Origin of the sequence: Marinilabilia salmonicolor JCM 21150 (assembly GCF_000259075.1) — a bacterium.
GTDB classification, from domain to species: domain Bacteria; phylum Bacteroidota; class Bacteroidia; order Bacteroidales; family Marinilabiliaceae; genus Marinilabilia; species Marinilabilia salmonicolor.
The window spans coordinates 194,073-211,256 of record NZ_AJKI01000003.1 but is presented as its reverse complement, the minus strand read 5'-3'; the positions used below and the strand labels follow the sequence as shown (position 1 = coordinate 211,256).

Here is a 17,184-nt window from a genome sequence, read left to right as displayed (position 1 = left end):
ACCAAATTTTTAGACTGTTATTTTATTGATTTTCAATTATTTAACTGTTTTGTCATGTACTAAGTTTAATTTTAATCTATTTTTTAACAAACCGCCAAACCTTCGGTGCTTAAGTTAATATCGAAGGTCCGGCGGTTTGTATCTAAAGAATTACATTTGCCTTCTAGCTTCCAGCTTTTGCCTGATTACTCTCTCCCATCACAACCACCTATAAACCAGATCATATCTCATAAGGAAGCACCTGTATTAGCTCAATACCCACTGGCGAAACCTTGGCCTGAACAGGGAAAACCTCTACTCCCCGCTCAACTGCCTTTTTTAAGGTTTCTGAATATCCCGGGTCAATTTCCAACGCAGGGGCAAATACTTCGACATCCATACGTTGAACAATATAAAGCATCACCGCCCGATACCCCTCTTCTTTGAGTCTGATCAGGGTTTCCAGATGCTTTCGGCCCCGGGTAGTAACCGCATCAGGAAACAAAGCATACTTTCCTTCCTTAAGCGTCACATTTTTAACCTCGATAAAACAGGTTTCCTGATCGTTTTGAGCCATCACATCTAACCGACTATCCTGAATTTTAACCTCCGGTCTGACCTCGGTATAACCGGTAAGTCCGGGAATATCACCATTACGAACTGCTTCCACTGCTAACTGGTTGGGACGACCGGTATGAATTCCAACCCAGCGATCATTGATTTTGATCATTTCCCAGGTAAATTTCGTCTTGCGCTTTGGATCATTTACCGGCGACAGATAAACCTCAGCCCCTTCCTCCAGGCAGCTCTTCATTGAGCCGCTGTTGGTACAATGGGCTACCACAACCGAGCCGTCATCCAGCTTCACATCAGTCAGAAATCGCTTGTATCGTTTTATCAACGACCCATGAATAAGTTTTTCCTTAAAAAACATTAAAACAATATTTAAAGTTGAAATTCTATACAATTATTCAATTCTTTGCAAAAACATATGTGACTGATAAAAACAACAAAAACACAACTCACTCATGCATTGTCGTCCAAATTGTGGTGCCTGCTGCATTGTACCATCAATATCCTCACCAATTCCGGGCATGCCTGACGGAAAACCCGCTGGTGTTCGTTGCATTCACCTGAAAGATGACTACAGTTGTGGAATATTTCACGACCCGAACCGGCCTGCTGTTTGTGCAGGTTTTCAGGCCGAAGAGCTCGTCTGTGGTAAATCACGAGAAGAGGCAATAACAATCCTTACCCATTTGGAAAATTCCTGTTCCACGAACTAAAGGAATGAAACGATCATGGAACTTTGGTTTCACCCTCGGCTTTGCCGGTTTGTTTACAAAGTAAACTGCACAAAAGAGTATGTTTAAAAAATATTATACGAGAGCGAAGCGGTTCCTTTCGTTCTTAAATTTTCAATTAGTTTTTTATCAGATAATTACAAAATTTTAAACGATTGAATATATTCATTTTTTTATGTACTTCTGTCTCTCACTTACTGGGAGAATCAATCAATTCTTCCCTTAGTTCATAAGCCAAGTGCGGTATCGCTTCTCCTGACCTTCTGAAATTACTCAAAGCATATAGCAGATCTATATTCTCATCATGTTCATTTTTTGTAAGTAATTCCGTCAACACGTAATGAACACATTCTCTGACATTCACTTTATCGTAATTGCCGGCGATATGTTCGCAAAGAGGGATTAGACTACTGCGTCCTATCAAGATAAGAGCATTGCTTGCAATTCTTCTAATATCAAAATCAACATCATCCAACAGTGAGATAAGAATGGATATTGATTCTTCTGAAGCAATGTATTTTATAACCTGAGCAGCCTCCCAACGAAGTTGGGAATTCTCTAAATCAAGCAATTTATACATCTGGGGGAGTATTTCCGCCCCCTTTTCAATCAATTTTTCTCTTGCCCCACGTCGAACAGGCCCGTGCTCTTCCAGTTTGGGAATCAATAACAAAACATCTTCGGTAAAATCATTTGGATCCAAATCTTCAAGTAATTTATTAAAAGTCTTCATATTGCAATAAAATGTTAAGTCAACCACTCCGTAATTAGAGTCTGTCCATAAAGTAGCACTTGCTTCGTTATGCTTGCCGCCAAAATACTCATTTACCCAAGTAACCTCCGCTTTTGGCGGCTTCGCAAGCCTTGTAACTGGCATTTTCTGACCAGACACATGACTAAAAACAAACTTTACTTAGGTTATAGACAGGCACTAATTAGATAAAAAGATTCAATCTGCTATATTCACAAATAATCTATTCCAATGACCAACCATCGGTTAAATAACCACTCATACTAGTCCGACAGAATATAAAATTTTACTTTGCAAAATGCATACCTTATTGCTCCAATTAGATTCGAAAATATTCAAGACTATATCTTCAAAATATAATCCACCAGATTATCTCCTTGCTCGAGTCCCAGTTTTTTCCTGAGTTTGTAGCGATTGTTTTCCACGGCACGCGGAGTAATATTCATCAACGAAGCAATCTCCTTAGAAGTCATATTCATTCGCAGATAAGCAGCAAGACGCAACTCTCTGGCCGAAAGATCCTCGTGTAAGGAATTCAACCGGTTGAGAAAATCTTCATGAACCTGCTCCAGATGTTTTTCGAAAATCTCCCAGTGTGCATCATTGTCAATATCCTTATCAATCTGACGAATAACGGAAGCTATTTTCTTATCCAGTATAGTCTGGCTATCAGTTTTTTTTGCCTTCTGCAATTCCTCTTTGATCTTAATCAGAAAATCATTTTTATGAAGAATATGCATGGTCGAACTGGCAAGCTCTTTTTCTTTGTGCTTCATCTCACTTCGCAACTTTTCATTGCGCAAACGAATCATCTCCTTTTCTTTCTCCAACGCATCCGATCGCAATTCCTCCTCTTTCTCCTTATACTTTTCCTGTTGACGCAACTTTTCCCGTTGTTTGCTTTTTTCAACAATCCGGTTAGTACTCCAGAAAATTAAAAACGCAAGAATAAGCACCAATACCACATAAACAGTCTTGGCCGTATTGTTTCGATACCAGGGCGGTTCCACCGAAAACCGGAAAAAAGCCTCTTTGCTTTGCACGCCATGCACATTTCGGGCCCGCACTTTAAACACATAATCTCCTTCGGGCAAGCGGGTAAACTGGCGGTTTCGAATGGTTCCCCATGGAGACCAGCTGTTTTCAAATCCCTCCAGAATAGTGGAATATTGGATCTCCCCGCTTCCAAACCATGTAGCAGAAAAGAATACTTCAAAAGCATTGTTTTGGTATGGAAATTCAGGAATAAACTTTTGCTCCTGATTAAGGCTGTTTGAAAAATAAGATTTCTCCGGATTATTTCTGCTTTTAAACCCTCTAATATGGACCTCAAAAGGCTGATAATAATTCACATCATTGCTGGCTGAATATTGCCCGAATCCATCTTCAATGCCAAAAAAGGCTATTTCTTCATTCAAGACATAAACCGATTCAAAACCATTGACCAGTTTGTTGTTTAAAGGAACCATCGGATTATCTATCTTTCGATATGTGCCATCTTCCTGATAACGAAGCACCCCTACACCGTTATCCACAAAAAACCAAATATTCCCATACCGATCCTGCTGTAAACGCACAGGGTAATGATCTGTAAAAAAGAATTTTTCCAGTTCATCCTGAAGAAAAATACCATTCTCTTTATCGTCAGGTGTGTAAATGCCATGCAACCCCGTGAAAACGATACGCCCGTCAATCTCGGACATACTCAATCCTTCAAAATGGGAAATCCCTTCAAAATCCTCATTATTTCGGATGTCAATCACCTGACTATACGAAGCATTGAATTGCAACCGGTAAATTCCTTTCAGTCCATGAGCGACCCACAAGTTACCATCTTTATCCCACTCCATAAACCTGGATGACTCGGGAAACCCCTCTACACGCTGATCAAATTCCCAAAAGCCCTTATCGTTCTTTTCTAAAAGAAATAGCCCGCCGTAAGCGCCAACCATCAACAAATCCTGTCGTCCCGGAACCTCTTTAAATATCCAGGCTCCATTCATTGATCCCGGCGAAATCAGCGAAGCCTGTTCCCCATCAACCCGGAATATTCCCAAGTTGTGTCCAACAAGTATTTCATTGGAAGTCTGATCGATGTATATCGACCAAACCTGGCCATTGGTCCCCTGGACCATATGAAAATCATCTCTGGTTTTTACCGGACTTGAAAATCGATCTGCTGAAATGGTATATAAAGCCTGATTGGTACCCATATAAAACCGATCATCCCGCTTTTCCATGCAGTAACCGGTGCCAAGGTCAAAATACCCTTCAATAAAACTGACTGCCGAATTGTAATTAATTCGGGCAATTCCGTTGTCAAGAGCAGCCCATATATTTTTCTGACGATCTACAAACAAATCCAGCACAGTATTATTGTTCAATCCTTTGTCTTTTCCTGCAATCATCTTAATATTACCGTCAGTGTCGGTAATTACCACCCCCGACTGAATGGTCCCAAAAGCAAGGTCATCTCCCACTTTCTCAGTACAGAAAATATTGGCTCTTTTAAGGTAATCATCGGCCTCAACCTTCCATTTCCCGATTCCATCCACATCCCATCTGTAAAGACCATCATCCATTGTACCAATTATCATCACATTGTTAGACAATGCTTGTATTCCTCCAATGGTTTTACCTGCAAAAACATCCCCTCCTGGAACCTTGAACAAAGCACCGTTTCGCAACTCCATTAAGCCCTCTGTGTCATCATGTACCAACACTGTTTCATTAACCAGAAAAGCTTCTGATATACGAGAGACAGCCCACACCACATCCACCGACTCTCCGGGTGTATAAAGACACAATGAATTGTGAGATTGAAAAACAAGCTGATCATTTAACAGGAATATATTCCAGAAATCTCCCATTTTTTCAACCTGATATTCATCCGTCAGAGAAGTGTAATGAAAGTTACCGGTAGAGTCGGGGGCATAATATCCAAACTCATCGGTGGCCCCCATGTATATTTTGTCATCATCCACCAATACCGAACGGGGCAGATTATTGTTAAGATTATCGTGATGCTCCAGCATACGCCAACGGGCTCCGTCATATTCAAAGATCCCGTCATTATTGGCGAAGTAGAGCAAGCCATTATCAGCCTGTGAAATACCCCAGTTTTGGGTAGCTCCTCCATATTGCCGGCGATTGAAATACTCAATTTCGGAAATACCGTATTCAACAGGGTTTGCAGTTAACAATGAAAAAAAGGAACCCAGGAGAAACAAAAAAGCAATTCGTTTTTTCATAATTCAACTACTAAAATTAAAGAATCCGCATCTCCGTTCTTCGGTTTTGAGCTCTGCCCTCTTCGGTTTCGTTGGTATCAACAGGATTAGAATAACCGAAACCTTTATATTCCATCCGATCTTTATCAATTCCCTGGCCTGCAATATAATTAAAGACCGAACGCGCTCTGTTCTCAGACAAGTTAAGATTATATTCTTCGCTTCCCACATTATCAGTGTGGCCTTCGAGCATAATTCGCACATCGGGGTTTTCTTCAAGAAACTCTACCACTTCCTGAAGCTCGACCTTAGAGCGGGGGTCAAGTTGGTAAGAATCCGTTTCGAAGAATACATTTTCCAGTCGAACGGTAGCCCCTGATTCAATCGGCTTTAGTCCAATATCCAGATAATAGGGTCTGTCAACCGGGTGGTTCCCTGAAAGATTAAAGTTTCCGGAATAGAACAGATAACCCGGATGATCGGCTTTAAAGGCATAATCTCCGCCCGAGGGCAAAGAAACCAGGAATTCTCCGGTGAAGCTACTTCCCCGCGAGGTAATAATCGTCTCCCCACTCTCAAGGCTTTTAAGATCAAAATCGGCCGCCAGCACCATTCCGGTTTCAGCATCAAAGACTTTTCCCTTAACATAAAGAGCAGGCTCTGGACGCAATTCTTCAGGTAAAACAAAACTATAAATATCTTTTGCACCCATGCTATTTTGCTGACCATCGGTAGAAAAATAAGCTTTATCACCTCTGGCCGTGACAACAAGACCGATTTCATCCCTTCCGGAATTAATCGGAAATCCCATATTGATGGGTTCTGACCAATTACCGGGACTGTCTTTTCTACTCATAAACAGGTCCATACCCCCCATTCCCATATGTCCATTGGATGAAAAATATAGCGTTTTACCATCATGATGCAAAAAAGGTGAATTCTCATCTCCTGAAGTGTTTATAAGGCTCCCGAGATTCTCTAAATCTCCGAAATATGGAACGCCTTCATCGTTGATTCCTGCAAGCGTAGCTTTCCATATATCCTTTCCGCCTTCTCCTCCACCCCGGCTGCTGATAAAGAAAAGTGTTCGTCCATCTGCAGAGAAATGTGGCTGACTTTCCCAAAAAGGAGTATTGACGGGAGTACCAATGTTAACCGGAGCTGACCATCCGTAATCTGTTTTGGCCGAAAAATATATATCACAACTCCCTTTAGAATCGTTTCGCCCACAACCGGTGAAGAACATCCAATTGCCATCTGCAGAAAGAGTCTGAGCTCCTTCGTTGCTGTCGGTATTCAGATGGCCCATCAACAAATGTCGGTTTTGCCATTGCCCGGCCGAGTCGGCATGAGACATATAAAAATCTTCCTGAAAAAAAACAGAGTTACGGGGCAAATCATCTCCTTTTTCCTTGAAAAGTTGAGGATCTCTTGGCCGCAGCACAGTAATAACCATCGTCTGTTCATCGGCAGTCACGCTTGGCCAGTATTCATGTAACTCACTGTTTACTCCTTCCCCCGCACTAACAAGTTCTATATCGTAAGGATTTTCTACGGTCTTTTTCACAAAACTCACCCTCTCAATCATAGCCCGGGCCCTCTTAATCGCATTTTCATTATCACTCAATTGCAGATAGTTGTTAAAATATTGCAAAGCAATGTCAAACTCTCCGGCATTATAGGCTGCCATTCCGGCATTGTAATAAGTCGGAATAAAAAAAGTTGAGTCCACCTCCAGTGAGCGGGTCAATATTTCCAACTCTTTACTCCAACTTTCCTGCGAGTGATAAAGATCTCCCAATAAAAGCATTGCTTCTACAAATTCGGGCTCACGATCCAAAGTCTTAAACAGTAATTCCTCAGCTTCCTTTATATTCCCGGAAGCATAAGCATTCCGACCCTCTTCATAAAGTTTAACCGTTCGCTTATTGTCAACACTGTAAATACTTTGGGCAGAAGTAAAATTTGCCGTCAGCAACAGTAAAAGACCATATAATAATAGAGATTTTCTCATTCGTCTTAAATTTATCTGGTATAAACAACTTTATTACCACTTTCAATAGTTTCCAGGGTAACATTCATCAGATCCAGAGGCCTGCCTATATAATCACATGTCCTAACGGGAGGGTGAAAAACAAGGGCTGCACGTCCCGGAACTATATTGAGAAATCCCCGTCGTTTGATTTGCCAGGAATTCACAATGGTGACAGGAAGCACAGGAAGCTCAAGTTCCAGTGCCAGCTTAAAGGCCCCACGTTTAAAAGGGCGCATCTGTCCGCTTTTACTTCTGGTTCCTTCAGGAAATATCAATACGGAAGAACCGCCTGTGAGTTTTCGTTTCGCTTCCTCCAGAGACAAAATCGCAGCTCTCGCAGACGAACGGTCAATAAAGATATGACCGACCTTTTCGCTGGCATATCCGATAAACGGAATCCTGCGAAGTTCTTTTTTCATCATCCATTTAAAATCAATTCCCAGATGAGCATAAAGTAAAAAGATATCGAAACCTGTCTGATGATTTGCCACAATTACATACGATTGATTGGGATTGACATTTTTACGACCATGCACTCTGGTAATTACCGGTGTAAGCCAGCAGGTAATTTTAGCCCACATCATCCCCCAAAAACTACCCGCCCGTGGTGAAACAACTATTGAAAATAAAGCAGCCAGAGTAGCATTAACAACTGAATTAATTATCATATGGGGCAAATAAACAGGCCACTTATACAATTGGTACAACCACAGCCAGAATGTAAATGGTTTTTTCTTCGACATTTTTTATTAAATCAAACTATTCAATGTTTCACAAAAATAACATAATTGACCGCATTTTGAGCAGATTCAATATTTTAAACCACTGGTATCCGTTAAAAAGTTGGAGATTACTTCACTACGTTTCCAATGACGTATTTTCATAAGAAACAAATATTCAAGCAATGCCAACCCCGGGTTGCGCACCCGGGGTTATTCAAATTTGCCACCTTCGGGGTCAAGCCAGATCTGTCATTTACTCATTATGCCCTCAAATTTTAATGAGGCAGTCACACGCAATGAACCGACCATTGGAGAGTGCTTAAAAATTTTGAACAGAATAACTTGATCAATAATAAAATCTTCAAAAATAAGAACAATAAAAAGTTCCATAATTAAAACAAAAACACTACTTTTGCAGCCATTCGTGTAATCTCTTACTGAACATAGAGGAGTCAGGTAATATTGCACGGTAAGTTAAATCTTCAAAAGACAATACAATGGATTTGATGAAAGTTGCTGAAGAGGCATTTAAGACAGAAACTGAAATGACCGAATTCAGTGCAGGAGACACCATCTCGGTTCACTACAAGATTAAAGAAGGAAACAAAGAACGTGTTCAGGTTTTCCGCGGAACAGTGATCCAGATTAAAGGACACGGCGTAAACAAGCGTTTTACGGTTCGTAAGATCTCCAATAACGTGGGTATTGAGCGCATTTTCCCGATGAATTCACCATTTATCGACAAAATTGACGTGAACCGGAAAGGTAAAGTTCGTCGTAAGAGAATTTACTACTTGCGTGAGCTTACCGGTAAGAAAGCCCGTATCAAAGAGAAAAGAGTTTAATTTCCTTAGGGTAATGAAAAGTTTTAAACGCTGTCTGTATTTTCAGGCAGCGTTTTTTGCTTTTAGTCCGAGCAGTTCTTTTGTTATTTCTTCATAGTTTTTACCTGATTCGGGGTTATTTGCTATATCCTGATAGACTTCAAGCAACAAACTATAATATTTATCCGCTTGCAATTCAGACCAATTGTTAAATGTATAATCCCAAATTCCACATAAGTCCTCAACTGCTTTGTTGGTCACTTATATTCAGCCATTATTTTTCTTTTTGGCTTAAAGTTCCCGGAGGTGTTTTTCTGGATCGAAATCATGAGCAATTCCGTTGTCTATCCCTTCTTGAATAGTATTTTTCAAAGCTATGACCTTGCTTTCTTCGTTCTCCAGAAGTCGTAATCCTGTAAGGACAACTTCACTAACATTTTTGTATCTACCTGCAGATAATTAGGTTTGTACACATTGGTCAAAATAATTTCCGAGCGATATTGAAGTATTTTTCATTTCAAACAACTTTGTCTAAAATCATCCATATTTGGTAAATAATTCAAATTCATGCTTGATCAGATGTGAATTGTGTCGCAAAGCTACACCCAACAGATTCACAACCGGAATTCACCATATGTCTCCACCCAACTGATCGAAGCAGCCCTGCAAATACCAATGAGCATACAACCAATCATTCACGGCTTTGTATGAGATGAAATGCCCGTCCAGAAACCTCTGTCCTAAATGCTTCAATTGCGCCCCTGTCGGCCACGGTCACAAAAACAGTACACCCGTCTTCTCCTCCAAAAGCCACGTTAGTTGGCTTATCCCCTTTTAGAACAACTTCCCGAAGCATACCCCCTGCAGGAGACAAAACGACTACCGTTCCTTTACCAAATCTCGTTACATATAAATTACCATTCTGATCACACCGCATCCCATCCATTCCATAATCCTCAAATTTGGCAAACAACCTTTTATTGGTTATGGTTCCATCATAAAGAATATCATATTTCCAGATGTTTCTCTGATTGGATTCGTTAACATACAAATACTTATCGTCAGGGGAAACTTCTATTCCATTGGTGGTTCCCATTTGAGATTCCAGCAAAAAGAATTCCCCCTGCCCGTTAACCATCCATAACTGACCGTTATCATTTTCCCAGTCGGGATCGCTGGCATAAATGGTTCCCCCGGAAGTAACTGCCAAATCATTGGGCTGGTTCATATTTGCATTGTGCCCAAATACCGCCACCTCCTTGTCAGGAATAGAGACCTGAAGAATATTATGCCCTGTATAATCGGCTACCAATAAATAATCCCGATTAAAAAGCCGTAATCCATTTCCAATACTACCCTCAGGCAACTTCACAAACAACGAATGCGTACCATCAGGCATTACTTTACCAATGGTACCATTTTCCTTGTAGTTTACAGCATAAAGAATGCCTTCGGCATCCACAGCCGGACCCTCGGCCCATGACAAGAACACTGAATCTTCGGTAACATCATAGCTTTCAAAGAGATTGCCCTGACCGGATGATTCTGTCAGCACTCCAAAAAGTAAACACACAAACATGAAATTCCCGATTCGTTTCATAACCTTTTGTTTTATAAAAAATCACACCGCATTTAATCCTCTGCCTTCAGCAAATCAATTCCATAAGTTTGTTGAAATCGCTCAACCAAAACATCATATTTCGATTCCCTAACGGAAAGCGTAAGCCTGCAATCGGCCTCAAAAATCTGTTTTTCCACTTTCAGCCCTTCCTCATCCACTACCCGCATTACCGGATTCATCATATCGTAGGCAAACCGGATAGTAAAAGATTTATCGATCGTAAATTCAACTTTCTCAACGTTTTCAAGTGCATCAGCGGTAGCAGCTTTATAGGCCTGGATAAGTCCACCGGTTCCCAATTTGACACCACCAAAGTAACGAACCACTATCACCAATACATTGGTCAGTTCATGAGAATGAATCTGCCCAAGGATTGGTTTACCTGCTGTACCTGAGGGCTCACCATCATCGTTCATTCTGAAATTCATACCATCCACCCCTAACTCCCAGGCATAACAGTGATGACGGGCGTCGTGGAACTTTTTCTTAAGATTCTCAACGTACTCCATAATCTCTTCTTCGGACTGAACGGGCCAGGCATAAGCCAGAAATTTACTCCCTTTCTCTTTGTAAAGCCCTTCCACAGGATGTTTTATTGTCTGGTAACTGTCTTTCTGCATTTCAGTAATGGTAAAATTCGGGTTGTTAAAGCCTCATGGAATCGAACCCCATACTCATAATCTGTCTTGGATTGCTAATCTTATCTAAATCAAAATTTAAAAGCCTCGATGATAAAGACTAATTGTATAAGTTAGATCTTTGTTTATCAGGCAAAAATTCTTAAAAAAGTAGTAAAACGCCTGTAAATGCTGATCGATTATCTTCTGCCTTCTGCCTCTTAAACTTCTTCCTGTTGGTTACTTTTAACTAATTTGGCATTCCAAAATTAACAAAACGCAGCACCTTTGGCAAAATTAGCTCAATAAAAACCCCGGCCGGAGTTTTCACTCACAGCCGGGGCCAACTAATTATTCTAACCTTCTTAATTCACAAATAATTTATTCCGATGTACAACTACCTGCGAAATACAACCGTCCTCAATAAACTGGATTTGAAAATAATCAATTATTCCCTGCGTCCATTTTATTTGCGGTTAATTGTATTTCTTGATATTTGAACATCTCATTACAATAATTCATGAATAAAGCAGGCTAAATCCCGAGTTATTTTGTAACAATATCTACCACCTCTTCATCCAGCAAAACTGTCTTGTAGAATCCTAAAGCCTCCTGGATATACTTTTCTTTCATCTCCGGAGATGATTCAGAGATCCGCGGATAAAACATGTGACCGGCAACTTCCACTCCTACAAAACCGAATACTTCCTGACCGTGAATCTGACGAAAAGCCTTCAGAATGCCTTTATTTTCATACTCCTCGACAGAATTGCCCATGGAAGTATGTAAAAAAGCCTTTTTACCGTTCAAAAGTCCTCTTGCTCCATCCTGATCGACTTTAAAAGCAAAACCATGGGTTAATACGCGATCAAAATAGCCTTTGAGGATGGCTGGAAAACTCCCCCACCACAGCGGATAAACCAGGGAAATTATATCTGATTCGGCCATTATCTGTTGCTCTTTTGCCACATCTGCAGGTGTTTCTCCCTTTTTTATGCGAGCCAGATCATCTGCAGATAGAACAGGATTAAAACCCAATTCATATAAATTCCTCACGACAACTTTTACGTCGTTGTGTTCACTATCTTTCTTTAATGCATCCACCAGGGAGTTACTGAAACTACCCTTGTTGGGATGGGCACTGATTATTAAATGTTGCATACGCTCGTCTTTCTTTTTCTATCTAAACATGCTACAAAAGTAATTGTTTGTTTTTAATTAGAACAATTCTAAATAATTTTTTTTTAACGCTCTCCGCTCCCGTAAAACTTCTTTTACTATTTTTGTTGGTTTTGAGAACCTGAAAAGCACTTTTGAGATAATGGATTCATTCATTGTAGTTTTTACCAACCGTCTGAATATTGGATTAGCCGCAACGGCCTATCATGCGATGTTTCACGAAAACAGCCCCATTGAACTATTGGAGCATGTAACTCCTGAGCATATTCAAAAAGACGATTCCTCCTACAATCCGGACGAAAAAGAGATTGTAAAACTGCTTCACACCATCTCAGACAAAGAACTTTTCAAAAAATTCAGTCGAGACAATAATTTACGGGAATTCAAAAACAATATCCCTCCCAAAATATTGAACGAAAGGATTCGTCCGTACATTGAAGACAAGATGTATAAGCTTGTAAAAATTCTCTCATCATCGAAAACACAGGCATTTTATAAGCAATCAGGATACAGCAATCTCTATAGCACAGATAAACTAAGGATACCACCTTTGCCGTGTAAGCCCGTTTTCAGGGTTGACATCGACGGAGAGGAAATGCATTACAGCCTGAAATTCAAGCAAGGAAACGAATTCATCTCCTTCCATCAAAAAAATCCGGAAATAATATGTCACGATCCGGCAGTGATTAAATGTGACCAGAAGATTTACTTCTTCAACCTTTTCGACAGCGGGAAACTCAAACCCTTTAAGGAAAAAGAATACATTCACCTTAAAGGAGAGCGGGTTATCGATACCTATATGGAAAAGTTCATCAGTAATGTAGTGGAACTTTTTGAGGTTCAGGGAACAGGTTTTTCAGTGGAGAACATTGAAGATCGCCCTCTTCCCTCCCTGTATCTGGAAAAAAATCTTGCCCTGCAACCCGTACTGAGAACCAGATTCACCTACGGTCACCGCACAGTTGACCCCAATCGCAAGACCAATGTATTTGTCGATTATATAAAAAAAGACGGGCACTATATATTTCGCCGTTTTCCCCGCGATTTTGAAACAGAGCATAAAATCTCCGATTTACTTCAGGAAAACGGACTTGTTCAAACTGAAGACATGTTATTCATGCATCCGGATGACAAGGAAAACAGCACTCCCGCAGGCCCCGAAAATCTTATTGAATGGATTCGTGACAATCAGTCTGTTCTATCCGAGAACAGAATTAAAACCGTACTGAAAGTCGATGAAAAGCAATTCAATATTGCTCCGGTAAAAGTACTTTTCGAAACTGAAACCGACGAAATGGACTGGTTCGACATAAAAAGCATCATTGAAGTCCCACCATTCAGCATTCCGTTTGTGAAATTTCGAAAAAATATTCTGAATGGTGACCGCAACTACCAATTACCTGATGGAAGCATTTTTATCATTCCCAAATCCTGGTTCTCGAAATATACCGACCTCTTCAACTTTGGTCAGACTGATGGCGACAACATTAAACTGCCAAAAACCTACTATCATTTACTGGAAGAACTCAACAGCGAAGAAATTGAAGGGATTTCCACTCCTGAATTACCCCAAATATCAGAACATAAAACCACCCCGCTTCCCGGTGGACTGAATGCCACTTTGCGCCCCTATCAGGTGGAGGGTTTTCAATGGATGGAGTTCCTGAAAGCCAACAATTTCGGAGGGATCCTTGCCGATGATATGGGACTGGGAAAAACACTCCAAACCATCACATTACTCCTGCATACCTACAAAGATAACAGTCAGGAAGCGCCAAAAAATCAGAACAGTCAACTCTCTCTCTTCGAATCGCATATTGAAGGCTTTAATCAGTCGGGACGCCCACCCTCACTAATCGTCATGCCTACATCTCTGGTGCATAACTGGGACAACGAAATCAAAAAATTTGCCCCGGCCCTGAAAACCTATATTTATACCGGAAGTAACCGGGCACGATCGAAAGATCTCTGGAAGATTTTACGTCACTACCATGTGGTAATTACCACTTATGGAATTCTGCGCAATGATGTGGAATATTTTACACAGATGCCCTGGGAGTATTTGATATTGGATGAGAGCCAGAACATCAAAAACCCTGCATCCAAAGGATATGAAGCTGTGAGCCAAATTAAGGCAGCCAATTACCTTGCACTTACCGGTACCCCGATAGAAAACAGCCTGACCGACTTGTGGGCTCAGATGAATATCGTCAACCACGGTATACTCAAATCGCTCAGTTTTTTCAGGAAGTTTTTTGAAACTCCAATTTCCAAAAACGGAGACGAGGAAAAAGAGGCCCATCTTCAAAAAATCATTAACCCGTTTTTGCTCCGACGCACCAAGGAAATGGTAGCCAAGGACCTGCCCCCCATCATGGAACAGGTTGTCTATTGTGATATGTCACCGGAACAAAAAGAGATATACGACCGTGAAAAAAGTGGAATCCGCAACAACCTGTTGAAATCGTTCGACAATATGCGGCACAACGAACAGGCCATTCTGGCACTTCAGGCCCTTACCCGGCTCCGGCAGCTGGCCAATCATCCGGCCATGGTGGAAGACGACTTCAAAGGCAGTTCGGGAAAATTTGATCAGATCATTGAATCGCTGGAAAACATCATATCCGAGCACCATCATGTACTGATATTCAGCTCTTTTGTAAAAGATCTGGAACTTCTGGAGACTGAATTGAAAAAACGAAAAATTGAATATGCAAAGCTAATCGGGTCCACACAAAAAAGAGATAAAGTCATCGACCGGTTTAACAAAAACGACAACGTAAAGGTATTTCTTATTTCGCTGAAAGCCGGTGGTGTAGGACTCAACCTGACCAAAGCAGATTACGTCTTTATGCTCAATCCGTGGTGGAATCCTGCCGCTGAAGCACAAGCCATTAACAGGGCTCACCGCATCGGACAAACCCGCAATGTTTTTGTTTACCGTTTCATTTCAACCGAAACCATAGAAGAAAAAATTGCCCTTTTGCAGGACAAGAAAAACAAACTGGCCGAAGCATTCGTTAATACTACGAATCCACTGAGAGAAATGAATGCCGAAGAGATAAAAGAATTGTTCAGTTAATGAATTATCGGCACTGTTTTTGATTTAGTTTGCCCAAAATAAAACATTGTAATTCACGCATAATGCAAGTAAGAGAAGTTTAAATTTGTAATAATTATTCATTAATACAACACACAAACATAAATTTTTGGACATGAAACAATTATTGATTTTTTTAATGTTTTTTGCCGCTTCCATCGGGGTTCTGGCACAGGAAGACGATACCAGAACTGTAGATGAAGCACAAATCGAAAAAGAGACCCGTGCCATTAAGAGTTTCAGCAAACTAAAAGTGAGCAAGGGCATCAATGTAACCCTGATAAAGGGGGATGAAGCATTGGCCGAAATTAATATTGTAAATGCCCCTTTATCTGATGTTATCATCGAAAACGATCAAAATGAACTCACCATAAAAATGAGAACACGCATATACCAGGATGTCTCGGTACAGGTCTATCTGACCTATCAGGACATTCGGGAAATCACCCTGGGATCAGGTTCGTCTATTGACAATCAGGAAGTACTTCAGGGAAAAGTTCTTGTTTTGAACGCAGGACTAGACAGTGTGATTGATCTGAAACTGGACGTCACCTCAGTAGAGGCTGACGTTTCAGCAGCACGAATAACCCTGGAAGGATATGCCAAAAACCTTGAAGCAAAAGCCACAACAGGAGGGAAACTTCAGGGGCAAAACTTTGAAGTAGATAAAGCCTATGTCACCGCCAACACCGGAGGTATTGTTACTGTTAAAGCAACAAAACTGCTTGATGCCAAAGCAGGAACCGGAGGCACAATTGAATACCTTGGAGAACCAGAGAAAATGAACACCAAAGAGACCTTTGGCGGAAAGGTGGTGAAGATATAATCCTTTTTTACGAAAAAGAAAAAAACCGGATGTTCTTCTACAGAGCATCCGGTTTTTGTCAAATATAAAAGGAGGATTCTTAATTCAAAATTACATTCTGCTTTTTGCTGCCTTCAACGTATTGATCAACAAAGAAGCCCGGGTCATCGGTCCCACTCCACCCGGAACAGGAGTTATATAACTGCACTTGGCCGAAACATCATCAAAGACCACATCGCCGGTAAGTTTAAAGCCTGATTTTGTTTTATCGGAAGGTAAACGAGTAGTACCAACATCAATCACCACTGCACCGTCTTTCACCATATCAGCCGTCACAAAATGAGGACTTCCCAGAGCAGCAATCAGAATATCTGCCTGAAGACAAATCTCTTTCAGATTTTTTGTACGACTGTGACAAACGGTTACCGTTGCATTTCCCGGATTATTCTTCAGCGAAAGCAAAATACTCATAGGACGTCCCACAATATTGCTACGCCCCAAAACAACCACATGTTTTCCGGAAGTTTCGATATCATAGCGCTTGATAAGCTCCATGATTCCCTGGGGGGTGGCAGACACAAAAGCCGGCAGCCCCATGGCCATTTGTCCCACATTCTGAGGATGAAAACCATCCACATCTTTAGAAGGATCAATGGCTAATGTCACTTTCTCTTCTGAAATATGCTTTGGCAATGGCAGCTGGACAATAAAACCATCCACTTCAGGGTCGTTGTTCAACCGATCCACACATTTCAACAATTCCTCTTCGGTAACGTCATCTTCATAACGAATCAGTGACGATTTAAAACCGACCTCTTCGCAATCCTTAATTTTATAGGCAACATAGCTTTCGCTGCCACCATCGTGTCCAACCAGAACGGCTACAAGGTGAGGTTCCCGAAGGCCCCCTTTTTTCATAAGTTGTACCTCATCAGCTATCTCATCTTTGATGCTGCGGGCTGTTGCTTTTCCGTCGAGTAATTGCATAGCTTTGGATTGATTTAAAACAAAAAAGAG

14 protein-coding genes and 1 pseudogene are annotated in these 17,184 nt (G+C 41.0%); 4 read left to right on the top strand and 11 right to left on the bottom strand.

Annotated elements, in window-relative coordinates; genetic code table 11:
- Positions 1-220: 220 nt before the first annotated feature.
- Positions 221-913 carry a DNA/RNA nuclease SfsA gene (gene sfsA / locus W7W_RS0104475; RefSeq protein ID WP_010662640.1) on the bottom strand — a complete coding sequence of 231 codons (693 nt, stop codon included), beginning with the start codon at positions 911-913 and terminating at the stop codon, positions 221-223.
- A gap of 94 nt (positions 914-1,007) precedes the next feature.
- Between sfsA and W7W_RS23075 the strand changes: the two genes are divergently transcribed.
- Positions 1,008-1,265: a YkgJ family cysteine cluster protein gene (locus W7W_RS23075; protein ID WP_010662639.1), complete on the top strand. Its 258-nt coding sequence runs from the start codon at positions 1,008-1,010 to the stop codon at positions 1,263-1,265.
- A gap of 208 nt (positions 1,266-1,473) precedes the next feature.
- Here the strand turns inward: W7W_RS23075 and W7W_RS0104470 are convergent, their stop codons facing one another.
- From W7W_RS0104470 to W7W_RS0104455, 4 genes are all read right to left on the bottom strand, one after another.
- Positions 1,474-2,160 carry a HEAT repeat domain-containing protein gene (locus W7W_RS0104470; protein WP_010662638.1) on the bottom strand — a complete coding sequence of 229 codons (687 nt, stop codon included), beginning with the start codon at positions 2,158-2,160 and terminating at the stop codon, positions 1,474-1,476.
- A gap of 215 nt (positions 2,161-2,375) precedes the next feature.
- Positions 2,376-5,285: a ligand-binding sensor domain-containing protein gene (locus tag W7W_RS0104465; protein WP_010662637.1), complete on the bottom strand. Its 2,910-nt coding sequence runs from the start codon at positions 5,283-5,285 to the stop codon at positions 2,376-2,378.
- A gap of 16 nt (positions 5,286-5,301) precedes the next feature.
- A complete protein-coding gene (locus W7W_RS0104460) occupies positions 5,302-7,278 on the bottom strand; it encodes an OmpA family protein (protein WP_010662636.1) in 1,977 nt (658 codons plus the stop codon).
- Between the two features lie 11 nt (positions 7,279-7,289).
- Complete coding sequence (locus tag W7W_RS0104455; protein WP_010662635.1) at positions 7,290-8,042, bottom strand: lysophospholipid acyltransferase family protein; 753 nt, start codon at positions 8,040-8,042, stop codon at positions 7,290-7,292.
- Positions 8,043-8,518: 476 nt separating this feature from the next.
- On the opposite strand from W7W_RS0104455, the gene rplS reads away from it, so the two are divergent.
- Positions 8,519-8,866, top strand: coding sequence for a 50S ribosomal protein L19 (gene rplS, locus W7W_RS0104445; RefSeq protein ID WP_010662634.1), 348 nt, complete (start codon positions 8,519-8,521; stop codon positions 8,864-8,866).
- Positions 8,867-8,908: 42 nt separating this feature from the next.
- Here the strand turns inward: rplS and W7W_RS21690 are convergent, their stop codons facing one another.
- From W7W_RS21690 to W7W_RS0104420, 5 genes and pseudogenes are all read right to left on the bottom strand, one after another.
- On the bottom strand, positions 8,909-9,106 hold the full coding sequence (locus tag W7W_RS21690) for a type II toxin-antitoxin system RelE/ParE family toxin (RefSeq protein ID WP_010662633.1): 198 nt from the start codon (positions 9,104-9,106) through the stop codon (positions 8,909-8,911).
- Positions 9,107-9,136: 30 nt separating this feature from the next.
- Positions 9,137-9,289 (bottom strand): annotated as a pseudogene (locus tag W7W_RS24030) (ribbon-helix-helix domain-containing protein); the annotation flags it as partial.
- A 247-nt stretch (positions 9,290-9,536) separates the two neighbouring features.
- A complete protein-coding gene (locus W7W_RS0104435) occupies positions 9,537-10,445 on the bottom strand; it encodes an SMP-30/gluconolactonase/LRE family protein (protein ID WP_010662632.1) in 909 nt (302 codons plus the stop codon).
- Between the two features lie 32 nt (positions 10,446-10,477).
- The gene (locus tag W7W_RS0104430; protein WP_010662631.1) at positions 10,478-11,086 is read right to left on the bottom strand and encodes an IMPACT family protein; all 609 of its coding nucleotides are present in this window, start codon (positions 11,084-11,086) and stop codon (positions 10,478-10,480) included.
- 543 nt (positions 11,087-11,629) lie between these two features.
- Positions 11,630-12,244, bottom strand: a complete 615-nt coding sequence (locus W7W_RS0104420; RefSeq protein WP_010662630.1) for an NAD(P)H-dependent oxidoreductase — start codon at positions 12,242-12,244, stop codon at positions 11,630-11,632.
- Positions 12,245-12,404: 160 nt separating this feature from the next.
- Here W7W_RS0104420 and W7W_RS0104415 point away from each other — a divergent pair, with 160 nt between their 5' ends.
- Both W7W_RS0104415 and W7W_RS0104410 read left to right on the top strand, forming a co-directional pair.
- The gene (locus W7W_RS0104415) at positions 12,405-15,344 is read left to right on the top strand and encodes a DEAD/DEAH box helicase (RefSeq protein ID WP_010662629.1); all 2,940 of its coding nucleotides are present in this window, start codon (positions 12,405-12,407) and stop codon (positions 15,342-15,344) included.
- Between the two features lie 133 nt (positions 15,345-15,477).
- Positions 15,478-16,188 carry a head GIN domain-containing protein gene (locus W7W_RS0104410; protein ID WP_010662628.1) on the top strand — a complete coding sequence of 237 codons (711 nt, stop codon included), beginning with the start codon at positions 15,478-15,480 and terminating at the stop codon, positions 16,186-16,188.
- Between the two features lie 90 nt (positions 16,189-16,278).
- On the opposite strand, the gene W7W_RS0104405 is transcribed toward W7W_RS0104410, so the two are convergent.
- Positions 16,279-17,154, bottom strand: a complete 876-nt coding sequence (locus W7W_RS0104405; RefSeq protein WP_010662627.1) for a bifunctional 5,10-methylenetetrahydrofolate dehydrogenase/5,10-methenyltetrahydrofolate cyclohydrolase — start codon at positions 17,152-17,154, stop codon at positions 16,279-16,281.
- Positions 17,155-17,184 lie beyond the last annotated feature (30 nt).